We start from the raw sequence: 22,600 nt of genomic DNA, 5'->3' as shown, positions 1-22,600 counted from the left end.
ACATGTTGTAAGCGTTACCAAAAATATGTTTTTAAAGGTTAGCAATATAATGCCTACATTATTTGCGTATTAATAATAAAAATTGAAATTGTTAGTGTTGATCCGAATAGAGGAGGCAATTTATGAAAAGAAAAGTAATTCCGATTTTAGTGTTTTCACTTTTAGTCTCTCTGATAATATTATCTGACGTTCGGTTATCACAGTTTGCGGGGGCTACAGATACAGATGTTATAACGCTTCGATTAGCCCAATCAAAAGCTGCGAGCCATCCGGTATCACTAGGGAGTGATAAATTTGCTGAACTTGTTGAAGAAAAATCAAATGGAAAAATAATTATTGAAACTTATCATGATGGGCTTATTGGTGATGATCGTGAAGTGATTGAAAGTGCACAGCGCGGGAGTATCTCCTTTGCTGGTTCATCGACTCCTAATATGACGAGTTTTACTAATTATTTTACTGCTTGGGATTTACCTTACATTTTTGAGAATAAGGAAGAGGTGTACAAAGCAATTGACGGAGAACCTGGGGATATTATTCGTCAGGAAATGGAGAAATCTGGTTTTAAGGTTATCTTCTTCCCAGATTACGGATTCAGGCAGATTGTTAATAATCAACATGCTGTGGAAGTCCCATCCGATTTGGAAGGGATGAAAGTACGCACAACAAATTCTCGTATTGAGCAAGCTGATTTTGAAGCATTTGGTGCTCACCCTACGCCTATTTCCTGGTCTGAGGTGTTTACGTCATTGCAGCAAGGAACGGTTGATGGAGAAGGAAATAGCTATTCTTTGTTATGGGATTCGAAACACCAAGAGGTACTTTCCCATGCCACAGAGGTTAATTATAACTATAGCTCGGACATTGTTGTTATGAATAAGGAGATATTTGATGACTTAACTGAAGAAGAGCAAAACATTATTATGGAATCCGGTCAAGAAGCGATGGAATGGCAGCGGCAAGTTGCTAATGAACGTGAGGCAGAAGCAAAACAGCAGTTTATTGATTTTGGAGTGGAAGTATATGAGCCTACGGAAGAAGAAATGATGGAGTGGAAACAAGCAAGTGAAGTAGTTTGGGATACCTATGTTCGTGAAGGATATGCTGAACCGGAATATGTCGATATCATCCTTGAAACATTAGGCAAGACAAAAGAAGGTATATTTTCAGAATGATTCTAGGATGGGAAATGTTAGGTATTTGCACCAAGTAATACTACACCGACAGCAAGCTTTTAATTAGGAGGTAGATGTATGGAGCAGGCTACAGAGGTGGAAGGGCCAAAAACAGAAAAACCGCAGAGGAAGCATAATTTCTTCAATTTTTTGGATCGACGATTTGAGGAAGTATTCATTGTTGTTGGCTTTGCATTATTTATATTATTGATTAATTTCCAAGTCATCAACCGATATCTATTACCCTTTATTGAAGTGGCAAATATCACTACTTGGACGGAAGAAATGTCACGTTACTTATTTATTCTTGTTTCATTTCTTGGTGCAAGTTTAGCAATTCGACAGGGAGAATCAATTCGTGTCAATGTGCTGTTTGATAAGTTACCGACGAGGTGGCAACATGCGATTGAAATAGCAAATACTGTTTTTATGCTGTATTTCAGCTATATCATGATACGTTATGGATTCGAACTGATCAGCTTTCAGCTTGAAACGTCCCAGACAACGCCGGCAATGGCCATTCCAATGGCCATTCCATATAGTGCGGTTCCCATTGGATTTGTGCTTATTGCAATACGTTTAATTCAAAAGTTTCTTAAAGATACAAAAGAATTGACGATGCAAGAAGGTATTTTAGGATTAGTATTATCAGTTATTATGGTGTTGCCTGTTGCTTTCCTGGGCGACTTGCAAATTTCTCTCTTATTGTTTGGCTATTTCATCTTGTTTATTTTTATCGGAATGCCGATTGCCTTTTCCTTAGGTGTGAGTACGATCGCGACCGTGATTGCAACCGATGCGATTCCAGTGGACTTTTTTCCGCAAACGGCTTTTACAAGCATTGATAGTTTTCCAATAATGGCAGTACCATTATTTATCGCTGCTGGTGTCATCATGGGCGGTGGGATCATTATCCAACGATTATTAAAATTCTCGGATGAGTTAATCGGTTTCTTACCTGGTGGATTGGCGTTAGTGGCTATTGTAACAAGTATGTTCTTTGCAGCGATTAGTGGTTCAGGACCGGCAACTGTTGCGGCTGTTGGAACTATATTAATTCCAGCGATGATCAAACAAGGCTACCACCCTGGGTTTTCAACAGCAATTGTTGCAACAGCTGGTTCAATTGGGGTTATAATTCCTCCGAGCAATCCGCTTGTAATTTACGGCGTTATGTCACAAGAGTCTATTTCAGATCTATTTATTGCAGGAATTATTCCAGGAATAATGACTGGTATTGGATTAATGGGTGTTACTTATTTTATTGCTAAAAAGAATGGATGGAAAGGAGGTAAATCATCATTTGATTTAAAAATGACACTTAAGGCTGCATGGGATGCGAAGCTTGCATTTCTTGTACCAATAATTATTTTAGGTGGGATTTATGGCGGTTTAATGACGCCAACAGAAGCTGCTGCAGTAGCTGTAGCATATGGCTTGATAATTGGTGTGTTTGTCTATAAAGATCTTAACTTGAAGTCATTTTATCGGCAATTAGCTAAAGCAGGTGTAACATCGTCCATTATTATTTTAATAATTGTAATGGCAAGTATCTTTGGACGATTGATAACGTTGGAACAGGTGGCAGAAACGGTCGCAAATTTTGTTCTTGGTATTAGCGAAAATAAGATTGTTATTTTATTACTGTTGAATTTATTCTTGTTATTGGTTGGTCTGGTAATCGAGGCATTGGCTGCAATTGTTATTGTTACACCGATCTTATTACCGATGGCAACGGCTTTAGGAATTGATCCAGTTCACTTCGGTATCATTATGGTCTTCAACTTAGCAATTGGGTTCATCACGCCGCCAGTTGGTGTTAATCTCTTTGTTGCTGCGAGTACGGCGAAACTTAAAATTGAAGAAGTTATTAAAGGGAACAACATATTACTTGGGACGATGTTGGTAATGCTTGGGATTGTTACATTTGTTCCAGAAATCAGCTTATGGCTGACGGATTTTACGGAATGACATCAATCTACCAAATGATGCTTTTTTGAATGATTAAGGTATTAGAAGAAAAATATTTATTTCAATTTTAAAAAACACGAAGGAGGAGCTAAAATGAGTTCGGTATTTTTACCAAGACAGTTAGAGGTAGGGGAAAAAAGTTTGGAAAGTATAGGAAAGATAGCGACGAGGCAAGGGATTTCTCATCTGTTTGTTATTATCGATGCATTTCTAACGACAGATCCCCTAAATTATGATGTGAAAATAAAGCAAATTTTGGATGAGGAACATGTGCGGGTCACATTCTTTTCAGACTACCATGGGGAACCAACTACAGATCATTTAAATGGTGCATTGAAAAAGCTGCATGATTCAAATGCGGATGGAGTATTATCGCTTGGCGGAGGAAGTGCAATTGATATTGGAAAGGCAGTAGCCCTTTTTGCAAAGAACCCTTACATGAAATGGGAAGCAATCGCATCACAAACTCGCTTGGATCGGCTGCCTTTAATGGCTTTACCAACGACAGCAGGGACTGGTTCGGAGGCGACAAAAGTGATGGTTGTAAAAAATAGTGAAACAGAAGTGAAAATGAATCCAGGTCATCCTGATTTAGCCCCGGATGTGGCGATATTGGATCCACTTTTGACGACGAGTCTACCAAGGCATTTTACCGCGTACACGGGAATGGATGCGCTAACCCATGCGATTGAAGCATATGTATCAACAAATGCAAGTCGGATAACGGATGATTATGCACTTAATGCGATTAATTTAGTAGGAAAGAATCTTCACATCGCATATGAAGAAGGAAGCAATGTAAAGTCAAGGGAGGAGATGCTTTTAGCTAGCTGCTATGCTGGGACAGCTTTTTCGAACGCATCTACTAATCTGGCACATGCAGCAGGTAGGCCATTAGGTGCGCGATTTTATATTCCTCATGGGTTAAGTGTTGCATTATTGTTACCGTTTGTCATGCGTTTTGGCGTTTCTGCAGTACCGGAACGATATGCCACAATTGCTGTGGCACTAGGGGAAGACTCTAGCAAAGATGTCAATGAATTAGCGGAAAAGTCAATAGTTTTAGTAGAGGAATATAATAGGCAATTTGGCATATGGCAAGATGGTTTGAAGTATATTGACATAGAAGATTTGAAAGTCAATTTGTCTACGATTGTGGACGATGCTTTAAGTGGAAACGGTATTACAACCAATCGAATTATTCCTACAAAAAAGGATGTAGAAGAAGTTCTATTAGCACTTGTGGAAAAGTTACACAGTGTTAAACACGAAAATATTATAAATTAGTAGATAAAATTTTCTCACTCTTGAATATCCTCTTATTAGATAAAATTCATTGTTTTATCTGATTTGCATCATGAATATTATTAGAAAGTGCGGTTCCCCAACAAGGGTCTTAACTGTCAGGGAAGCATGCATCAAGGTTTTTAGAGCAACCCTCTTAACGCGATTGCCCCCGGCCCTATCATGACGCCATTTTGGGATGAATTGATGGCGCCAGGGGATGAGCGTGATCAGTTTATAGATGCGCTTGCTAAAAAAGAAGTTCCTTGTCTTTTCTTAGGTTCCGAATTATCTTCTTTCGTTACTGGTGAAATCATTAATATGGGTGGAGGACTAGGAAATATCGTTTCTCAAGAATCAACTTTCTTTCTTCTAGTGAGAATGAATCGGTTAATAAGTAGGGTCTAGTGAATAAAATAAACCCTACTTTCTTAAGATGATCCTCTTCTGTAACCAGGAGAGAATTATTTGTAGATTATGACTGAATTGGCTGACGATTAACTTCCCTAGAGGATGCCAAAAAAATCGTAAATCGAGTTAATAAGTACTTGCCTTTTAGACTATTATTACGTATACTAACCATCATAGATAACATTTATTTGAATCATTCGTTATTTATTAAAAGCGTTGACGAGGAAAAGTAAGATTCACATATTTTTTTCACAGAGAGCTTCGGCAGCTGAAAAGAAGCGAAGATATGAATCTGAACAATGGCCTCTGAGCTTCGTGCTGAAAGTATCAATTGATATTAGTAGGTTCCGACGAGATTTGGTGCTCGTTATCCATACCACAGTATAAAAGTTTAAAGCTTTCGTACTTGATGAGACCATATATGCGAATATATGGTGAAATAAGGTGGTACCACGTTAATCCAACCACGTCCTTATCGATATTATTTCGATATGGCGTGGTTTTTTCGTTTTTTAGGCAGTTAAGAAAGTATAACTACTTTCTTACTGCATAAGTGCAACTAAGGTTGTCACCTAAAGGCTTGGTGACAACCAAGTTTTCTAATGATTCATAAAACCAGGCTTATCAACGAAAGATAAGCTACATAAAAATTAGGAGGGTTTACATGAGTAGGAATTTAGTAATTCAAACAGATTTTGGGACTAGTGACGGTGCAGTTAGTGCAATGTATGGGGTGGCCATTTCTGTGGAGCCAACGCTTCGTATATTCGACCTTACACATGACATCCCGCAATATAATATCTGGGAGGCATCCTACCGGCTAAATCAGACAATAGCCTATTGGCCAGAAGAAACTGTATTTATTTCGGTGGTTGATCCTGGGGTTGGAACTTCAAGACGAAGCGTTGTTGCCAGGACGGTTGATAATCAATATATTGTAACACCCGATAACGGGACACTTACCCATATTAAAGAAGTGATTGGAATTAAGGAAGCAAGGGTAATTGATGAGAAAATGAACCGATTGCCGAGGTCGGGCGAATCATATACGTTCCATGGCCGCGATGTTTATGCATATACAGGAGCAAGATTGGCTTCAGATGTAATCACCTTTGAACAAGTCGGGCCTTCCATCGATGCGGGAGATGTTATTGCATTAACCAAACCTGAGGCTTTTATTGAAGATGGTGTTATTTATGGCAATATCGATATACTGGATGTTCGCTTTGGTAATTTATGGACAAATATAAGCAGAGCGTTATTTAATGAAGCTATTATAGAATATGGCGATTCTTTTGAAGTTACCATTGCAAATAATCGTCAGCAAGTATATAAAAATATTATGACATATGGGCATTCCTTCGCTGATAGCCATCTTGGTGAGCCATTATTATATGTTAATTCATTAGATAATTTGGGTGTAGCTATTAACCAAGGTTCCTTTGCAAAAGCATATCATATCGAAACTGGCGCTAATTGGCGGATTGTTATTCGGAAGGTGGCGTGATTGGTTGATTTAGTAATGATTTAATGTGTATAAGTTTTAAACGATTCCTTGGACACTACTAGACTTTAGTGAATAAAAATAAGCTTTTCTTTTGCTTAAAAATATCATCTAATAAAAAGTCCCTTGGTTGTGCAGGCACCTCAAGGGACTTTAACAATTAAACATCATTATGTTCGAATCGGATGAATTTGTAATAGCAATTTAATATGATTCCTTAAAAGCAAATCAGACAACAGGAAAACTTTAGACTTATTAAAGCACAAATGATGGCAGCAGTTTATTCCCCTACTTACTGCTTAACTTTTTCGCCTTGTGCAATGCGATGTAATTTCAAATAATATTGAATTGCACTAATGAAACGATCTGTTTCCTCTGCTGTATTATAAGGGGCAAAACCAGCACGAATCCATCCGCCAATTTCATTAATTCCTAGTTTATTAGCAAGCGTTGGTGCATAAAAATCCCCGCTTGCAATAAAGATGGCATGATTTACTGCTAGCCATTTACATAATCGGGAAGGATTGACTCCCTTAATGGTAAAGGCAATCGTTGGCGTTTTGGGAATATGATCTGGCGCTTGATATAAGGTTTAACGCTGGAAATTGCTGACGGACTTCTTCAATTGATAACATACATTCAACTCCCTTTATAAAAATTATAATGAAACGTTAAAAACAATGGTTACCCTCTGTAATTTTTGAACTTTACTACGGTCATTATCACCACCCCTTAATTTCATCAAGGACACTATCCGGTACACGACCTGCAGTAACATCTTCAAATGACTCTTCCAGGATTTGTAATGCCTGTTCTAAATATTCCTCTTTAATCGTAAGGGGAGGGGCTATACGTAATACAGAACCGGAAAAAAAGGTTAAAAACAATCCTTTTTCCCAACAACTCCAACATATCTTTGCGGCATATGAATGATTCGGTTCTTTACTCACTTGACTTCCCACAAGATCAATACCAAGCATCAATCCTTCTCCTCTAATATCGCCAATTACGCCAAAACGTTCTTGAAAATATCTGAAGCGGTTCTTGATATAGGATCCTAATTCCTGAGCACGTTTCGTTAAATTTTCGGTTTCAATAACTTCAATCGTAGCCCTTGATGCGACACAACTTATTGGATTTGCAGCTAGAGAAAACGCTCCTGCAGGTGGTTGCCAAGAAGTCATTATTTCGCTTCTACCAACCACTGCACTTAAGGGCATGCCTGAAGCAATTGCCTTACCCATGACTGTTAAATCAGGTTCTAACTGAAAGTGTTCACTAGCAAACCACTTTCCCGTTCGGCCAAATCCTGTTTGGACCTCGTCTGCTATAATGAGAATACCGTGTTCATTACATAACTGCTTCAACTCATCTATAAAAGCTTGTTGAGGCACAATTACTCCAGAGTCACCTTGTATAGGCTCGATTATAATAGCTGCTATTTCTTCTGGAGGGCAAACAGTTTCGAGTATATGTTTAATAGCTGCAATGCATCGCTCACTCTCATTATCAGTCTTGAATTGTGGTCGGTATATATCTGGGAAAGGAATATGATAGATATCCGGTAATAAAGGGCCCATATTTTGTCTCATAGGCAAACTAACCGCAGAAGCACTCAAAGCCCCATAGGTATTTCCATGATATGAACGTGAAAATGCCAATATTTTAGATTTCCTAGTATAACTTCGAGCTAGCTTAATCGCCGTGTCATTCGCATCACTTCCTGATAAACCATACGTCACCTTTTTTGAAAAGTTGCCAGGAGTAATACGAATAAGTTCTTCTGATAAAGCGATTAAATTTTCGTGACTAGCATACGCTGGATTATAGTGTACTAACTGATCCATTTGCTCTTTCATACGATCAATAATAACTGGGTGGGCGTGTCCAGTGTTGGTTACACAAGCACTGGATAGAAAGTCAATCCACTTGTTACCATCATAGTCATAGATGAATTCTCCTTTGGCCTCTTTAATAACGAGAGGGAAAAAAGGGAGCCTCATTCCAGAACCAAGGACTTCATTTTCTCTCTTCAGCCATTTCATGTTTTCATCCATTTTATTCACTAAATTATTCACTAGGATTCGTCTCCTTTTTAAGGTGAGATGAGTGTTGGTTGATATAAGATTCAATATAATCTAGACCTCTGTTTACTTCTTTTGCTAAAAAATTCTTGTCGCCCATATTCAGTTTCTTAACATCTTCATTTTCCAATTTGTTACGTAAGTATGATTCTCTGATTCGGTCTAAATCTATCTCTTCTATTTTTATTTGTTGGATATGCTCTGGGATTACAATTGTTGATCCAGGTTTATTTTCTTCAGGATTTCCCTTATAAACACTTATTCCTTGTTCTTTTGCAAAGTTAAGTTGCGCAACTGGATGTTTACCAGCGCCAGTATATTCAGACTCTTGAACCACTACAATTTCATCTTCATCCAATTGTTGTGCCAAAACTAATGCAGCAGCCAAGGATGTATTTCCAGCAGGCCCTCTTTCTAAGCCTTCTAATTTTGCCAATAATTCTGTGGTATAAAATACTTCCCCCTGGGTCACTGTTATAAATTGATCAAGATATCGTAATGGTCGGGCTGCATTGTAAGGAACATCTGAACGATCAGGATTTGTAGTAAAAGGCATGCTAAATCCAGTGTGTCCCGTTGTAAATGACTTACGATTAAAATCCTGATCTGAAGCCATATGTAATCCTTTTAAATCCACGGAAACACCGATTATTTTAGTCTGTTTGTTTCCGAATTTCCTCAAGCCTCTAGCCGTACCTGTAATGTTTCCTCCACCAGCATGAGTGACACAGACGGCTGCAGGTTCTTTGCCAAATTGTTGTTGTACTTCTAAACCGATTTCATATCCGAGTGTTTCCACGCCAGCAATTGCATAGGGAGAATAAAGTGAAGCATTGAAGTATTTCGTTTCATCTAAAGTAGCTAATGCGGTATAGAAAAGTTCAGGACCTACTGACAATTGTACTACCTCTGCTCCAAGGCTCTCGCATTTTCTTGCTTTCTCGATTATTTCCGGTTGCCCTACCCCATTACTGTCAAAGGTTTCTTGCAAAACAATACATTTTAATCCTTGTTTTGCTGCCTGACTGGCGACAGCGGCCCCATAATTACCACTGGTCGCAGCAACTACACCAGTAAATCCTCTTTTTTTAGCTTCATAAACCGCCAGTGAAGCCCGTCGGTCTTTAAAACTGCCGGAAGGATTAGCAGCCTCATCTTTCATTACAATTTTTGCACCCTTACCTTTAGGAGCAATCTTTCGGACTAGTTCCGTTAATTGATTTAATTCCCATAAAGGTGTATTTCCGACATGAAATTCTTTTTGAATATCCATTACCTCTTCAATGCTATACCCTAACACCGTCATCATTTTCTCATAATCAAAGGCAATTGGACTTGTCTGAAATTGTTCATAATTAACTTTTAGTGAGTTTTCGATAATTTCATTTCTTCGTTGCATTGTTTGTTGATACGTTTGATCAAACATCGTGTAACATACCTCTCTTCTTTATTTACTGGCGGTTATTTAGTATGTTTTCTTCTTCTTCACCAATATGAAGTAATTCTATAACAGGAGGCCCAAAGGTATGATTATATTCTGGTTGTGATTGCATTAACTTCCCTTTTATGAATCGTCTGCTTAACGTTTTAATAGTAACGATCTCATTTAAGTAAGCATCATTAGCCAGAAAGCCTCTTACTTTCATTTCATATGGAATTTTTTTGGTTTCCAAAGGTAATTGGTTTGATCTATCTTCAGGATACAATATTGTATTTTCCACTTCGACCCAAGTACCTCTTTTTATTTTTTTCATTCATATACACCTTCCTAATGTTATGAGCCTTCAGCAGGGGGGAGCCTAAGTACAATAACAAACATATTAGCCCCGCCACTTAACTTCACTATTTCATTGTGATTTAGTCATGATTTCGGAACCATCATTTGCTTCTTCTTGATACCAAATGAATTTTTTGGTATATCCATAAATAATTACTAAGATAATCGCTGCAAAGTTCATCCACATGTACGGTAAGTATTGAAGCGTCGGTACGCCAAACATAGCCGCCATGAAAATCCCATTATCCGTCCATGGAACCATACCTGAAGTTAAAGTTCCTCCAACCTCTGTATTTCGAGAAAGTACTCTACGATCCACATTTAAATCATCATAGTTTTTTTCCATAACTTTCGGAGTCATAATTAAGGAAACATACATAGAGCAACCAAAAATGTTGGATAAAAGTCCAGTACCAACTGTTGCTACAGAAAGTCTTCCTACATTTGTAATAAGGCTTTTAAAGGAATCCACTAATACTTGTAATGCACCAATGTAATTGAGTAACCCTCCAAAAGCAAGCCCCAGAATAATGACAACGATCGAACCAAGCATACTTGTAATTCCACCACGATTTAACAACTCATCCATAAATTCATTACCAGATTGAATAGTAAATCCTTCATAAACAGTACTTAATGCAGAGACCCACTCTGTCCCTTGAAACACCCCGGCCCAAATTACGCCTAATAATGCTCCGAAGGCAATTGTTGGTATAGCAGGTTTTTTCATAGCTAATAAGACAATAACTACTACAGCTGGAATTAACATATACCAACTAATATTAAACGTGCTACTTATAGCTGCCATGGTAGATTCAACCCTATCTAAATCTACAGTATCGGTAGCATAGGTAAATCCAACGATTGTGAAAGCTAATCCACTAATGACAAGCGCAGGGACACTTACATAAAGTAAAGATTTGACATGTTCAATAACATCTACTTTAGACATCGAAGAAGCTAGTACAGTGCTATCGGATAATGGAGAAAGTTTGTCTCCAAAATAAGCCCCAGATAATACAGCCCCTACAACCAAAGGTAAAGGAATACCTAAAGCACCGCCGACACCAACCATCGCAACACCAGCTGTTCCTGCTGTCCCCCAGGAAGTTCCAGTTGCTAAAGACGTAACGGCGCAGAGGATTACAGTGGCTAATAAAAATATACTAGGGTGAATAAATTCCAATCCGTAATAGATGATGGACGGGACAATTCCACCAGCAATCCAAGTACCGATGAGCGCACCTACAGTTATAAGAATTAAAACTGCATCAAGGCCGCTTGATATCCCGCCTTTAATAGCTTCTTGCAACTCATCATATTTATAGCCTACTTTGAGGCCTAGAATAATGACTAAAAATAATGCAATAAACAAAGCGAGTTGAATGGATAAATCAAAAACAGCAGTAAATGAAAAAGCAATAGCTAAAAACAAAACAAGTAATATAATGACTTCTATAAAAGATGGTTTTTTAATGCGCTTATTCTTATCTTCCTTCAATTTAATTACCTCCCTTTAAGATAATGCAGCTAATTGAAACTCCGCTTTAATTTTTCCTACAATATGATCATTTGTGTTCAATACATCAGGATTGGTATATTGCTTCAATTGATGAAGCTCTTTTTCTTCACCTATATTTAGTTGACGAAGAATTTCATTAACAACAGGATATAGGAGGCTTAAGTTACCATCTTCAATTTTAACTGCAATGCCAAGCCCGGTTTTCCGATCACCAACACAATACACTGCATCAGCTCCAAGCTTTCCAACAATTCTTCCTTCAAAGGCACGCATAATATCCGTGCAATAGCGATCTTTTCCACCGACCATTTCTGGAAAGTCAACCATGGCATCTGCAATTCTTTCAAGCGTCGTTTGGCGTTTCGGGTCAGCAACTACGTCAGGATTTGCTAACCGAGCATAACTCAAAGCTAAGTTATAGAGGGGTAAGCGATGTACAGGAGCGCCGCATCCGTCAATACCAATGTGCATTTTTTCTGCCGGATAATCAGTCATTTCCTCTATTGTATGAAGAATACGTTTCTGTAATGGGTTTGCAGGATCCAAGTAGGTATCTAAATCCGCATCCATTTGGACTGCTGTAGCGATCATGCCAGCATGTTTTCCAGAACATGCACTATAGACACTGGTTGGTGTGATTTCTTTTTTTATTAACGTTTCTTGTACATCTTGGTTAAGAGAATGATGGAATCCACATTGTAATACGCTTTCATTTTGACCCGTTTTTTCTAGCATTGATAATACCCTTGCTAAATGGTGTTCTTCACTGTTATGTGAAGAGCAAGCAAGCGAGATATCTGCTTGATCAAATCTAAAATCATCCGCAGCTCCTGATTCTATAAGAGGAACGGCTTGTACAGGCTTCATGCAAGAACGGGCATACGTGAGCCTATATGGATCACCATATGAATATAGTAATCTTCCTTTTTCGTCTACAACAGCAATGTGACCGAGATGCGAGTTTTCAATCACACCACTACGGTAAACGTTTGCAATTGAGTTCATTCTTTTGAACCTCCCCTCCAGCAAGTAGATTTGAATCTTTTTTACTATTTATTAATATTAATATATCTAAATTATAAAATTATTACAAGTTCTTATTTAGCTCATAGCACGTAGAAGGATATAAAAATATAAATACTCACTTTCTATTAAGATGCATTCTTCTTTCATAATATTTGGTTTATCAGTAAAACTTATGTGAAATTTTCCTTTCTTATGTTAGTAAAACGTACTTACATTCACAGTGACTTACTTATATAATAATCCGATTAAAGATTGGAGTAGTATACTTAACCTAGCCTTATAACTAGGCTCAGGTTATTTTATTATGGAAAGGATTTGTTTTTTAGAGGGAAGCCTCTATATGGGGATGTAGGTGTCTATATTTGTTCACATGGTCATTTATAGGAAACACTTACTAGTATCGGCAACCGTGAACGTATTGATTGAATACATTGAACTGATCCCATAGATTCATCTTTCCTTTTAAGGAAGGTAAATAAAATATGCACAACGAATAGATAGAGGAAGTAAATAATTAAATGGAGGGATTTATGTATGCAAAGAAAAAGTAAGTTTGCATTGGCATGCAGTGCAGTGTTACTAAGTGCTGGTTTATTGGCACCAGTGCATGCTTCACCAGCAAATGCAACTGATTCATCTGTACATCAAAAGCCGCCTGTATCCGGGTTTATCAGTCATGAGGAACTCACCAGAGAACTTAATCAATTGGAAAGAACTAGTAATGGAAAGGTTAATGTCGAAGTCGCAGGCTATTCCAATCAAAATCGCGAAATCTATACAGCTACGGTTGGATCAGGTGATAAGGTTGTTCTAATTGAAAGCGAAATTCATGGAAATGAAAAGACGGGAACGAAAGCGTTGGTAAACATGCTGCAACAACTAGGATCGAATAACTCTCCTGACATGCGACAGCTTAGGGAAGAATTAACAATTGTTGCGATGCCGATGATCAATCCAGATGCAACAGAATTAAATCGCAGAGGTAACGATATGACATGGGATGAAGTTGTCAATCAGTTCCCACAATTAGAAGCTGCAGCACCATCATGGAATTACTATACGTATACAAACGAGTATTGGGATTATGCGTCTACCCCTGGATTTGATGTCAATCGTGATTTTAATCCAGACCTTGACTATACGCCACAAGCTGAAGACTTTCCTGGAGCATCAGACGAGCCAGGTTGGTTTATGACACCTGAGTCGCAAACTGTACGGGATGTATATAAAGATTTGCAAGCAGAATTTGGTACGGTAGATGTTTTCGTAGACTTACATCATCAAGGTGAATATGTCATGGAAGGAACGGGCGATCCAGTCACATTATCACTTTCCGGTTTGTTTGTACCTGATCCTAACACAGAGGAAGGGGAAAAATACAGCGAATATGCAGACCAATATAAGGAGGATTTTTCTAAACAGTTAAATGTTGCTGCATACAACGCCTTGCAGAAAATGGGGAATTCACCGTTTGGCAACATCTCCCTATACCAACAAGGTTTAGATCTTCCAGGGACTGCACTTGGTTCTTTTGCTTTGAATGGGAGCGGTACTGTATTATTTGAAGTTACAGGACAAACCCAAGACTTTGGCCAAAAGAAAATGGGACAACTAACAAAAGCGGTAGAAACAGGCTTATATGGCATATTAAATAGTGTCGCAACAGAAGAGGTCTATGACTTAGATCCAGACGCTTATGATGATATTCCGTTAACTGAATAGCATTACGTTCTGAACGCGGGACTAATCGGCCTGTGCGCGGAACAAATATCAGCGAACACGGGATGAAGTGCTTTGATCGCGGAACACATCATTACAAGCGCTGGACGAGGATGCCTGTGCGCGGAACAAATATCAGCGAACGCGGGATGAGGTGCTCTGAAGTGGAACGGCTGCACGCAAAAAAAGACTACCCAGCTGAAATAGTGTGGGTAGTCTTTATAACACCTTAATTAGTCGGTAAATCTTCAATACTGTCAATATCCATATATTCTGGTACAACAAAGCCTTGTTGTGCGCCCTCCAAATTCGGACCCAAGTCGACGATTTCGTCTTGATACTCTTCATAATAGGAAGCTGCACCTACAGGGAGCCAGGCAATTAACATACCATCAACATCGCCACTGGAAAGGGCTTGAAATGCGACGCCCATATCAACCATCGTTAACTTCACATCGTAGCCCAATTCTTCAAGAACAAGCGCAACGACATTCGTTGATGCGGTTTCTGTATCCCAATTAACGTAGGCCAGCTCGATTTCCTCATCTTCGACTGGCTCAATATCTTCAATCCAAGAGTCAACTTCATCCCGATTGTTTTCGATCCATTGCGCAGCTGCTTCACGTGGCTCAACATCATCACTTCTAAAGTTTGTCATAACCTCATTCATGTCTTCTATTTCCCAGTAAAAGTTATCCAATAATTGATAGGCAGAAGTATGTTCATCCTCAAGACCTTCTCTGACCATCGTATGTATATTTTCGGATGCACCTAGTGTTTCTTTTGGATCCTCTAAAAATTTCAAGTCATATTCTCTAAACGCCCAGTGTGGTTGCCAAAGCGTGACGACAATCGGTTCTTGATTTTCGATCGCAGTTTCCAATTCCGTTAGCATGGCTGCTTCCGAACTTGGAGTCAGTTCCGCACTTAAGTCGTATTCCTCAACTGTCTCATTGGCGATATTCATCGTTCCTGATCCTGGCTCTATTCCGACAATTTCCTCAATTTCAGCTGCATCATTACTTTCCTCTTCTGCAGCGTTACCACTGGTTTCTTCTTGGCATCCCACCAATAGTAATACAATACTAATACTTATGAGGATACCCCATTTCTTTGATAATGAAATCATGGTGTTATATCATCCTTTCTGTAAATGGTTTTTTCATAAAATTTTTTCGATTACATTTTGTACCACAATTTGTCGACAACAAGTAGGATAAATCAGAAAAAAAGAAAATACAAAGTCGATTTCAGGCGTTCTCAGTCGATTTCGTGCATCATGCTTGCTCAGTGAAGCTCAGTGCGCTTCAGTGAAAGAAATACTAACCAATCTGACTTAATTATATATTGTGTTTGTTTTTCGATTTTTCAACATAATCTACACGGTAAGCCTATCGGTGGCGGAAATGACGGTGATGGACAGTCTTATATTGTTGATTTTAGATGTTCGAGTTCATTGGGAAATTAATTTTCCATGCAATTTTGGAGTTATTTGCTCACTGAAGCTCACTGACGTTCACTGAGCTTCACTGAAGTCACTCAGTTCATCAAATCGGCTTTGCCAGTAATCAGGGGCTTTTGTAAACTGTAATTAATTCATGCGCATGGATATACCAATTCAGGTTTAATGATTCTTAAGGAAAAAATAGGAGTGATTTTATGCCGAAGAGGCAGAAACAACGTCGTATCATCGACACAGACATCCATGAACGGGTGACTTATTCGGATCTTCTCCCTTACTTGGATAATCCATGGAGACGATATATAGAAGATAATCACTGGGTGCAGGAAAAACATATGCCGTATACGCAGCCAACTGTGGCTGGTGTCGATCGCGCAGATGCTGTAACACCGGACGGGGGAGCTGCAGGAACGGATCTAAGGTTTATGCAAGAACAACTACTCGATGCGGAAGGGCATGAATACGGTATTTTAAGCGGTGCCTTAGATCCCTCTCCGTCGTCCATGCACGGCTGGTATGAAATGGGGGCTGCCTTAGCGAGTGCCTATAACGATTGGCAAATTGAAAATTGGCTGGAAAAGGATAGCCGTTTATACGGTTCTGTTCATATTGCGGCGCAGGATCCACAACAAGCGGTTCGTGAGATAGAACGGGTCGGCCCCCATCCTAAAATGGTGCAAATATTGTTGCCGATTGATACCCGGTCATGGGGGGATCCGTACTATCATCCGATTTATGAAGCAGCAGAGCGTCATAATTTATCAATTGGTATGCACCATAATGAGCCACCTACTCATTTCGGGGGCTGGCCGCGTTATTTTATTGAGTGGCATACCATGTTGCCAACGGCGCATATGATTGAAGTCTCCAATATGGTGTTTAACGGTGTATTTGATAAATTCCCTGGCTTGCACCTGATCATGATTGAGGGTGGATTTACGCATGTCCCGCATCTAATGAAAAAGATGGATCAGCAGTATAAGGAACTTCGTCACGAAATTCCTTGGGTAAAACGGATGCCGAGCCGCATCATTCAGGATCATGTCCGTTTTACAACCCAACCCGTTGAAGAATTAAGCCAGAGAGAATTTATGCAGTTTGTGGATCAAATGGGGTCGGAGGATATGATTTGTTTTGCAACAGATTATCCACATTGGGATTATGATTCACCACTCCAGGCGCTTCCTAAATTAGACGCGGCGCTGGAGGAAAAAATTTATTCCGAGAATGCGCGAGCTGCCTATCCTAAATTGCCGCGACCAACAGGGGGTGCGAAATAATGAGAGAAGTTGTGTGTCATAAAGAAGATATTCATCCCGGTAAGATGAGAAGTGCTACATTAGGAAAGATTCCAGTTGTTGTTTGTCGCACAAAAGACGGTGAATTTTACGCATTTGCCAATCGATGTCTGCACCAGGGCGCACCGCTTTCAGAAGGTGTCTTATGTGGTGATACAAAACGTACAGATATTCATGGCAACTATGAATATATTAAAGACGGCGAAATCCTCCGTTGCCCGTGGCATGCGCTCGAATATGACATAAAAAATGATGGTGCTATGCTAGCAGAACCTGACAAAAAATTACGCAGTTTCCAAGTCACGATTGAGGATGACCAGGTGGTTGTATATAAATAAGTAGCTGAAGGATGCATGAGGTGAACGTATGAAAAAGATGTTTATTAACGGTGAATGGATGGAAGCCAGTTCCAAAGAGACAAGAGAAATTATAAATCCTTTCAATCAAGAAGTCATCGCAACGGTAGCGGAAGGCGATGAGGAGGATACGAAATTTGCGATTGCGGCTGCTCGGGAAGCTTTTGATAATAAGGAGTGGGCTTGGATCCCTGCTGCACAGCGAGGTAAGGTTGTTCACCTGATTGCCGATTTGATCGAGCGTGACCACGCGGAATTGGCTGAGCTTGAATCACTCGACACCGGTAAAACAGTAGAGGAAAGTCGCGGGGATATGGATGATATCGCAGACGTTTTTCGTTATTTTGCCGAAATGGCTGACAAGGACGGCGGCGAAATAATTGATTCCCCTATTCCAAATTCAACCAGCAGGCTGGTCCATGAACCTGTCGGCGTCTGCGGCCAGATAACGCCATGGAACTACCCATTGCTGCAGGCCTCATGGAAATTGGCTCCAGCACTGGCGGCGGGGAACACACTTGTCATGAAGCCAAGTGAAATTACGCCGCTTACGTCGGTGAAAGTTTTCGAATTAATGGAAGAAGCCGGCGTTCCACCAGGTGTTGTCAACCTGGTGCTTGGATCTGGCGCTAGCGTTGGCGCGGAACTTTCAGCTAATGAGAATGTCGATTTGATTTCATTTACAGGCGGGATTGAAACCGGCAAGAAGATTATGCAGGCAGCCAGTTCCAATGTGAAAAACCTGGCACTGGAACTTGGCGGGAAAAATCCGAATATTGTTTTTGCCGATGCGGCATTTGAAACAGCTGTTGATCAGGCGATGAACGCGGTATTTTTCCATGCCGGACAAATCTGTTCAGCAGGCACCCGTTTGATTATTGAAGAAAGCATTCACGATGATTTTGTCGCGGCTCTTGTCGACCGTGTAAAGAATATCAAGCTCGGCAGTGGTTTTGATAAATCAACTCAAATGGGGCCGCTCATTTCAGAGGAACAGTTAAATAAGGTGAGTAATTATGTGGAAGCCGGCAAGCAGGAAGGCGCAACGGTCGCAGTCGGCGGCGGTCGTCCTGACGATCCCCAGCTGCAAAATGGATTTTTCTACCTACCGACTGTATTGACCAATTGCACGACGGAGATGCGTGTTGTGCAGGATGAAGGCTTCGGCCCAGTGATTACGGTGGAAAAATTCAGGGCCGAAGAAGAGGCCGTCCGTCTTGCTAACGATTCTATTTACGGGCTATCCGGCGGTGTTTTTACAAATGACATTGCCAAAGCCGAGCGCTGCGTACGGAAAATGCGAATGGGAACGGTCTGGATCAACGATGTGAACCTGTACTTCCCGCATGCACCATGGGGCGGCTATAAACAGTCCGGAATCGGCCGTGAACTCGGCAAAACGGGGCTGGAAGAATATCAGGAAACCAAGCATATTTTCCAAAATTTGAAGCCTGAGCCAGTTAACTGGTTTTAATGTATATGCCATCGTTGGCAATCAGCGTAAGTGAAATAAAGAATGAAACTCAGGGAGGATAGCAATGCAACATTCAGAGGGTGAAAGTCCCGTTTTGGACGACGCTTATATTTATGTGTGCTCAAGTTCAGAGCTTGAAGAAGATGATTTGATTGAATGTGAAACAGGTGAAGAGACGATTGTGGTCGGCCGGGGAGAAGGGAAGGTTTATGCTGTTGAAGGGATATGTACACATGCCTATTCCGAGCTGGTCGATGGTGAGTTGGACGGAACTTGTCTGACGTGTCCGTTGCACTTTGCCTGTTTTGATATCCGTGACGGTTCCGTGCTGGAAGGTCCGGCAGATAAACCGCTGCGTGTTTATGAAGCTATCGAGTACGACGGATCCGTATGGGTCAACTATGAAAGGGGGTGATGGGTTGGCGCGCGTGAATACAACGATTATTATCGGAGCTGGAATTGCAGGTGTAAATGCCGCTGAGAGCTTGCGAAAAGAAGGTTATCAGGGGCGGATTGTGCTGATGGACCGCGACAGACAGATTCCCTATGATCGTCCGCCTCTGTCAAAGGAGTGGATGAAGGGTGAGGTCGATGATGCACGTATATTATTGCGCAATCCTGCCATTTATGAAAAATTAGATATCGACTTGAAGCTAGGTGTTGAAGTGACAGGAATCGATCCCGACCGTAAAATCCTCGATACGGAAAATGGCCCTTCCTATGAATGGGAAAAACTCATCCTTGCGACTGGAACAAACTTACGAACATTGTCCATACCGGGAGATGATTTGAAAGGAATTTTTTATTTACGAAAGATGGATGATGCACTAGCCATTAAATACCATATGCAATATGTGAAGCAGGCCGTTATTATTGGTGCTGGATTTATCGGTGCCGAACTTGCCTCCTCTATGAGCGAGATGGGAATCGACGTTACGATTGTGGAAAGGTCCGCTTACCCGATGGAAAATATCGTGGGGCGACAAGTATCAGAGCATTTTCTGGATTTGCATCGACGTAACGGCGTTGAAGTGATTACAGAGGATTCTGTCACTCAGTTTAACGGGGAGATGAAAGTTGAAGAAGTAGTAACATCAGGAGGCCGATCGATTCCGTGCCAGGCTGTCATGATAGGCGTAGGAGTGACGCCGAATACGAAGGTAGCCCATCCGCAATTAGAGGCAGAAGGGGGCTATGTTGTTAATGAATATGGCGAGACATCCCTCTCTGATATTTATGCGGTAGGGGATTGTACGTCATGGCCATACCAAGGGGCGCCCATTCATATTGAACATTGGGATCATGCCGTAAACCATGCCAAGACAGTCTCGCGGAACATAATACATCCGCAATCCACACCTTATACGTACACCCCGTACTTTTGGTCGGATCAATACAGTACCCGGTTCCAATATTTCGGGCATGCAAAAAGATGGTCTAAAACTGTTTTACGGGGATCAATAGAATCGGATGCATTCACGATTTTCTATCTAGGTGCTCAGGATATCGTCAAGGCCGCGTTCCTTTCCAACCAACCGAAAAACGCCTTGCCCGTAAGACGGATGATCCAGCAGCAGAAAGTGATAGATGTGGAGGCTTTGGCAGATGAGGGTGTAGCTTTGAAAAAGGTTTAGTAATTGCAGGTATAAATGACTTGTCTGTTGGGACTGCGTAAAGAGTGATTTCTTGAAAATAAGAATATGTTTTAGTTTTACAATCTATTTCCGGGAAGAAAAGTGTCATGTGTAGCTTTAGTGCATGACGCTTTTTTGTATTCATAGTGTAGTTTGGCCGAGTAACATGCAAATATAGTAGGCGCGCTGAATAAAACGTTCTGAACGCGGGACTAATCGGCCTGCGCGCGGAACAAATACCAGCGAACGCGGGATGAGATGCACTGATCGCGGAACAAATCATTACGACAGCGGGACGAGGACGCCTCTGCGCGGAACAAATAGATTGAGTGCCTGTCACGCCCCGCATTTTGGCGGTTTTTGTCGAATGGTATGACGCTTTCTTCCTGATACAGGCAAAGAGTCAGTCGTTAATGATTATATGGTTTAAAAATGCCATTTCAATAAAAAACGTAAAAATTTCATTGAAAACGTTAAAACATTCCATGGACCTACCGATATATAGAATAGATCATCAACGAGGATGATGTGTTTTTGAGCATTAACGTTAGGGAGAAAACTGGGTAAAAAAGTTTATTCTGGACGAGCAAGGAAGAGAAATTGAAATTGAGGTAATAAAAGCGGATGGAAATATAAACAACTTTCTTCGGCTGCGAATTACAGCTCCACAAGCGTTTAAAGGATTACGTGGGGAAAATTATGATGATAGTGACTCTACTAGTTAGAGTTATTATAGATGTAGCAAGTCACAAGGATAGGTCTTGCTATAAAAAATAAAAAACACGGAGGTAGATTAATTATGATTATTAATCACAACATTGCGGCGCTAAACACGCACCGCCAGCTATCAAGCAACAACAATGCTGTACAGGGATCTTTAGAAAAACTTTCTTCAGGTCTGCAAATCAACAAAGCCGGAGATGACGCTGCAGGTCTAGCAATCTCTGAAAAAATGCGCGGACAGATTAATGGATTGGAAATGGCTAGTAAGAATGCTCAAGATGGCGTTTCTTTGATTCAAACTGCAGAGGGTGCGATGAATGAATCACATGCGATTCTTCAGCGTATGAACGAATTGGCAGTACAGAGTTCGAATGATACGAATACGGATGCAGACCGTGCAGAAATGCAGAAGGAGGTAGATCAGTTAGCAGAAGCTTTAACTGATATTTCAAATGACACGGAGTTTAACACGCAAAACTTATTAGACGGTTCATTTGAAGGGACTTTTCATGTTGGAGCGAATGAAGGGCAGAATTTGTCAATTTCGATTGGTGATATGAGTGCTGAATCACTTGGAGTCACAGGATCTCAAACCGGGCTAACTGAAGAGACTGATACAGTCCAGGGTATAGCTGATCAAACTGTTCTTCAGAATGATAGCGGTAATAACATTGCAGTAGGAATGGATAATGAGTCAGGAGATACTGCTTTCTATAGACTTAGTGATGTAGAAGCTATTGATGATGGATTTGGGGGAGAAGAATTAGTACTCAAAGATGGAGTTGATGCTGCGGACGCACTAACAACAGTTAATAGTGAAGATGGTTCTGCAATTATAGGAATTGAAGGTGGCGCAGGAATTGACATTTCTACCCAAGAAGCAGCTAACTCAGCAATCTCCACTATCCAATCAGCTGTCGATCAAGTTTCAAGCGCACGTTCTAACCTAGGTGCAACACAAAACCGCCTAGAACATACTATCAATAATCTTGGAGCTTCTGCAGAAAACTTAACTGCTGCAGAATCACGTATCCGTGACGTTGATATGGCCGCTGAAATGATGGAGTTCACAAAGAATAATATCCTTTCACAAGCGTCACAATCAATGCTGGCTCAATCCCAACAAATGCCTCAAGGAGTTTTACAACTTCTGCAGTAATTTGATGGGAAGGGCGTCTAA

General features: G+C 40.5%; 19 protein-coding genes and 1 other annotated feature. Of the genes, 12 read left to right on the top strand and 7 right to left on the bottom strand.

The genetic code is table 11. The annotated features are described in order from the left end of the window. Positions 1-122: 122 nt before the first annotated feature. From KFZ58_RS15085 to KFZ58_RS15060, 5 genes are all read left to right on the top strand, one after another. The gene (locus KFZ58_RS15085; protein WP_235792114.1) at positions 123-1,175 is read left to right on the top strand and encodes a TRAP transporter substrate-binding protein; all 1,053 of its coding nucleotides are present in this window, start codon (positions 123-125) and stop codon (positions 1,173-1,175) included. 78 nt (positions 1,176-1,253) lie between these two features. Continuing rightward, entirely contained in the window at positions 1,254-3,146 is a 1,893-nt protein-coding gene (locus KFZ58_RS15075) for a TRAP transporter large permease (protein ID WP_370642303.1), read from the top strand. A gap of 93 nt (positions 3,147-3,239) precedes the next feature. Then, positions 3,240-4,433, top strand: coding sequence for an iron-containing alcohol dehydrogenase (locus KFZ58_RS15070; RefSeq protein WP_235792113.1), 1,194 nt, complete (start codon positions 3,240-3,242; stop codon positions 4,431-4,433). Between the two features lie 180 nt (positions 4,434-4,613). Continuing rightward, positions 4,614-4,838 (top strand): SDR family NAD(P)-dependent oxidoreductase, encoded by a 225-nt coding sequence (locus KFZ58_RS15065; protein WP_235792112.1) that lies wholly within the window; start codon positions 4,614-4,616, stop codon positions 4,836-4,838. 210 nt (positions 4,839-5,048) lie between these two features. Next, positions 5,049-5,318: a binding site (T-box leader), on the top strand. 187 nt (positions 5,319-5,505) lie between these two features. Continuing rightward, complete coding sequence (locus KFZ58_RS15060; RefSeq protein ID WP_235792111.1) at positions 5,506-6,348, top strand: SAM hydrolase/SAM-dependent halogenase family protein; 843 nt, start codon at positions 5,506-5,508, stop codon at positions 6,346-6,348. A 289-nt stretch (positions 6,349-6,637) separates the two neighbouring features. Here KFZ58_RS15060 and KFZ58_RS15055 read toward each other — a convergent pair whose 3' ends face one another. The 6 genes from KFZ58_RS15055 to KFZ58_RS15030 all read right to left on the bottom strand — a co-directional run bounded on the left by KFZ58_RS15055 (position 6,638) and on the right by KFZ58_RS15030 (position 12,733). Further along, positions 6,638-6,913, bottom strand: a complete 276-nt coding sequence (locus tag KFZ58_RS15055) for an aminotransferase class V-fold PLP-dependent enzyme (protein WP_255695124.1) — start codon at positions 6,911-6,913, stop codon at positions 6,638-6,640. 154 nt (positions 6,914-7,067) lie between these two features. Next, positions 7,068-8,423, bottom strand: a complete 1,356-nt coding sequence (locus tag KFZ58_RS15050) for an aminotransferase class III-fold pyridoxal phosphate-dependent enzyme (protein WP_235792110.1) — start codon at positions 8,421-8,423, stop codon at positions 7,068-7,070. Next, positions 8,416-9,855, bottom strand: coding sequence for a 2-amino-4-oxopentanoate thiolase subunit OrtB (ortB, locus tag KFZ58_RS15045; RefSeq protein ID WP_235792109.1), 1,440 nt, complete (start codon positions 9,853-9,855; stop codon positions 8,416-8,418). The genes KFZ58_RS15050 and ortB overlap by 8 nt, the downstream gene beginning before the upstream one ends. A gap of 25 nt (positions 9,856-9,880) precedes the next feature. Beyond that, positions 9,881-10,183, bottom strand: a complete 303-nt coding sequence (gene ortA / locus KFZ58_RS15040; RefSeq protein ID WP_235792108.1) for a 2-amino-4-oxopentanoate thiolase subunit OrtA — start codon at positions 10,181-10,183, stop codon at positions 9,881-9,883. A gap of 93 nt (positions 10,184-10,276) precedes the next feature. Next, entirely contained in the window at positions 10,277-11,707 is a 1,431-nt protein-coding gene (gene nhaC / locus KFZ58_RS15035) for a Na+/H+ antiporter NhaC (protein WP_235792107.1), read from the bottom strand. A 15-nt stretch (positions 11,708-11,722) separates the two neighbouring features. Continuing rightward, a complete protein-coding gene (locus tag KFZ58_RS15030) occupies positions 11,723-12,733 on the bottom strand; it encodes an asparaginase (protein WP_235792106.1) in 1,011 nt (336 codons plus the stop codon). Between the two features lie 555 nt (positions 12,734-13,288). Here KFZ58_RS15030 and KFZ58_RS15025 point away from each other — a divergent pair. Then, positions 13,289-14,476, top strand: a complete 1,188-nt coding sequence (locus tag KFZ58_RS15025; RefSeq protein ID WP_235792105.1) for a M14 family zinc carboxypeptidase — start codon at positions 13,289-13,291, stop codon at positions 14,474-14,476. A 226-nt stretch (positions 14,477-14,702) separates the two neighbouring features. Here the strand turns inward: KFZ58_RS15025 and KFZ58_RS15020 are convergent, their stop codons facing one another. Next, the gene (locus tag KFZ58_RS15020; protein ID WP_235792104.1) at positions 14,703-15,602 is read right to left on the bottom strand and encodes a glycine betaine ABC transporter substrate-binding protein; all 900 of its coding nucleotides are present in this window, start codon (positions 15,600-15,602) and stop codon (positions 14,703-14,705) included. A gap of 530 nt (positions 15,603-16,132) precedes the next feature. On the opposite strand from KFZ58_RS15020, the gene KFZ58_RS15015 reads away from it, so the two are divergent. The 6 genes from KFZ58_RS15015 (at position 16,133) to KFZ58_RS14990 (ending at position 22,579) form a co-directional block, all read left to right on the top strand. Then, positions 16,133-17,215, top strand: a complete 1,083-nt coding sequence (locus KFZ58_RS15015; protein ID WP_235792103.1) for an amidohydrolase family protein — start codon at positions 16,133-16,135, stop codon at positions 17,213-17,215. After that, entirely contained in the window at positions 17,215-17,571 is a 357-nt protein-coding gene (locus KFZ58_RS15010; protein WP_235792102.1) for a Rieske (2Fe-2S) protein, read from the top strand. The genes KFZ58_RS15015 and KFZ58_RS15010 overlap by 1 nt, the downstream gene beginning before the upstream one ends. Positions 17,572-17,599: 28 nt before the next feature. Further along, positions 17,600-19,063 (top strand): betaine-aldehyde dehydrogenase, encoded by a 1,464-nt coding sequence (gene betB / locus KFZ58_RS15005; RefSeq protein WP_235792101.1) that lies wholly within the window; start codon positions 17,600-17,602, stop codon positions 19,061-19,063. A gap of 64 nt (positions 19,064-19,127) precedes the next feature. Beyond that, entirely contained in the window at positions 19,128-19,478 is a 351-nt protein-coding gene (locus KFZ58_RS15000) for a Rieske (2Fe-2S) protein (RefSeq protein ID WP_235792100.1), read from the top strand. Positions 19,479-19,491: 13 nt separating this feature from the next. Then, complete coding sequence (locus KFZ58_RS14995; protein ID WP_235794758.1) at positions 19,492-20,697, top strand: NAD(P)/FAD-dependent oxidoreductase; 1,206 nt, start codon at positions 19,492-19,494, stop codon at positions 20,695-20,697. 799 nt (positions 20,698-21,496) lie between these two features. After that, on the top strand, positions 21,497-22,579 hold the full coding sequence (locus KFZ58_RS14990) for a flagellin N-terminal helical domain-containing protein (protein WP_235792099.1): 1,083 nt from the start codon (positions 21,497-21,499) through the stop codon (positions 22,577-22,579). Positions 22,580-22,600: the final 21 nt, after the last annotated feature.

The organism is Virgibacillus sp. NKC19-16 (assembly GCF_021560035.1).
GTDB classification, from domain to species: Bacteria; Bacillota; Bacilli; order Bacillales; family Amphibacillaceae; genus Virgibacillus_L; species Virgibacillus_L salidurans.
The sequence above is the reverse complement of the archived record's forward strand: the minus strand, read 5'-3'. Positions and strand labels throughout refer to the sequence as shown.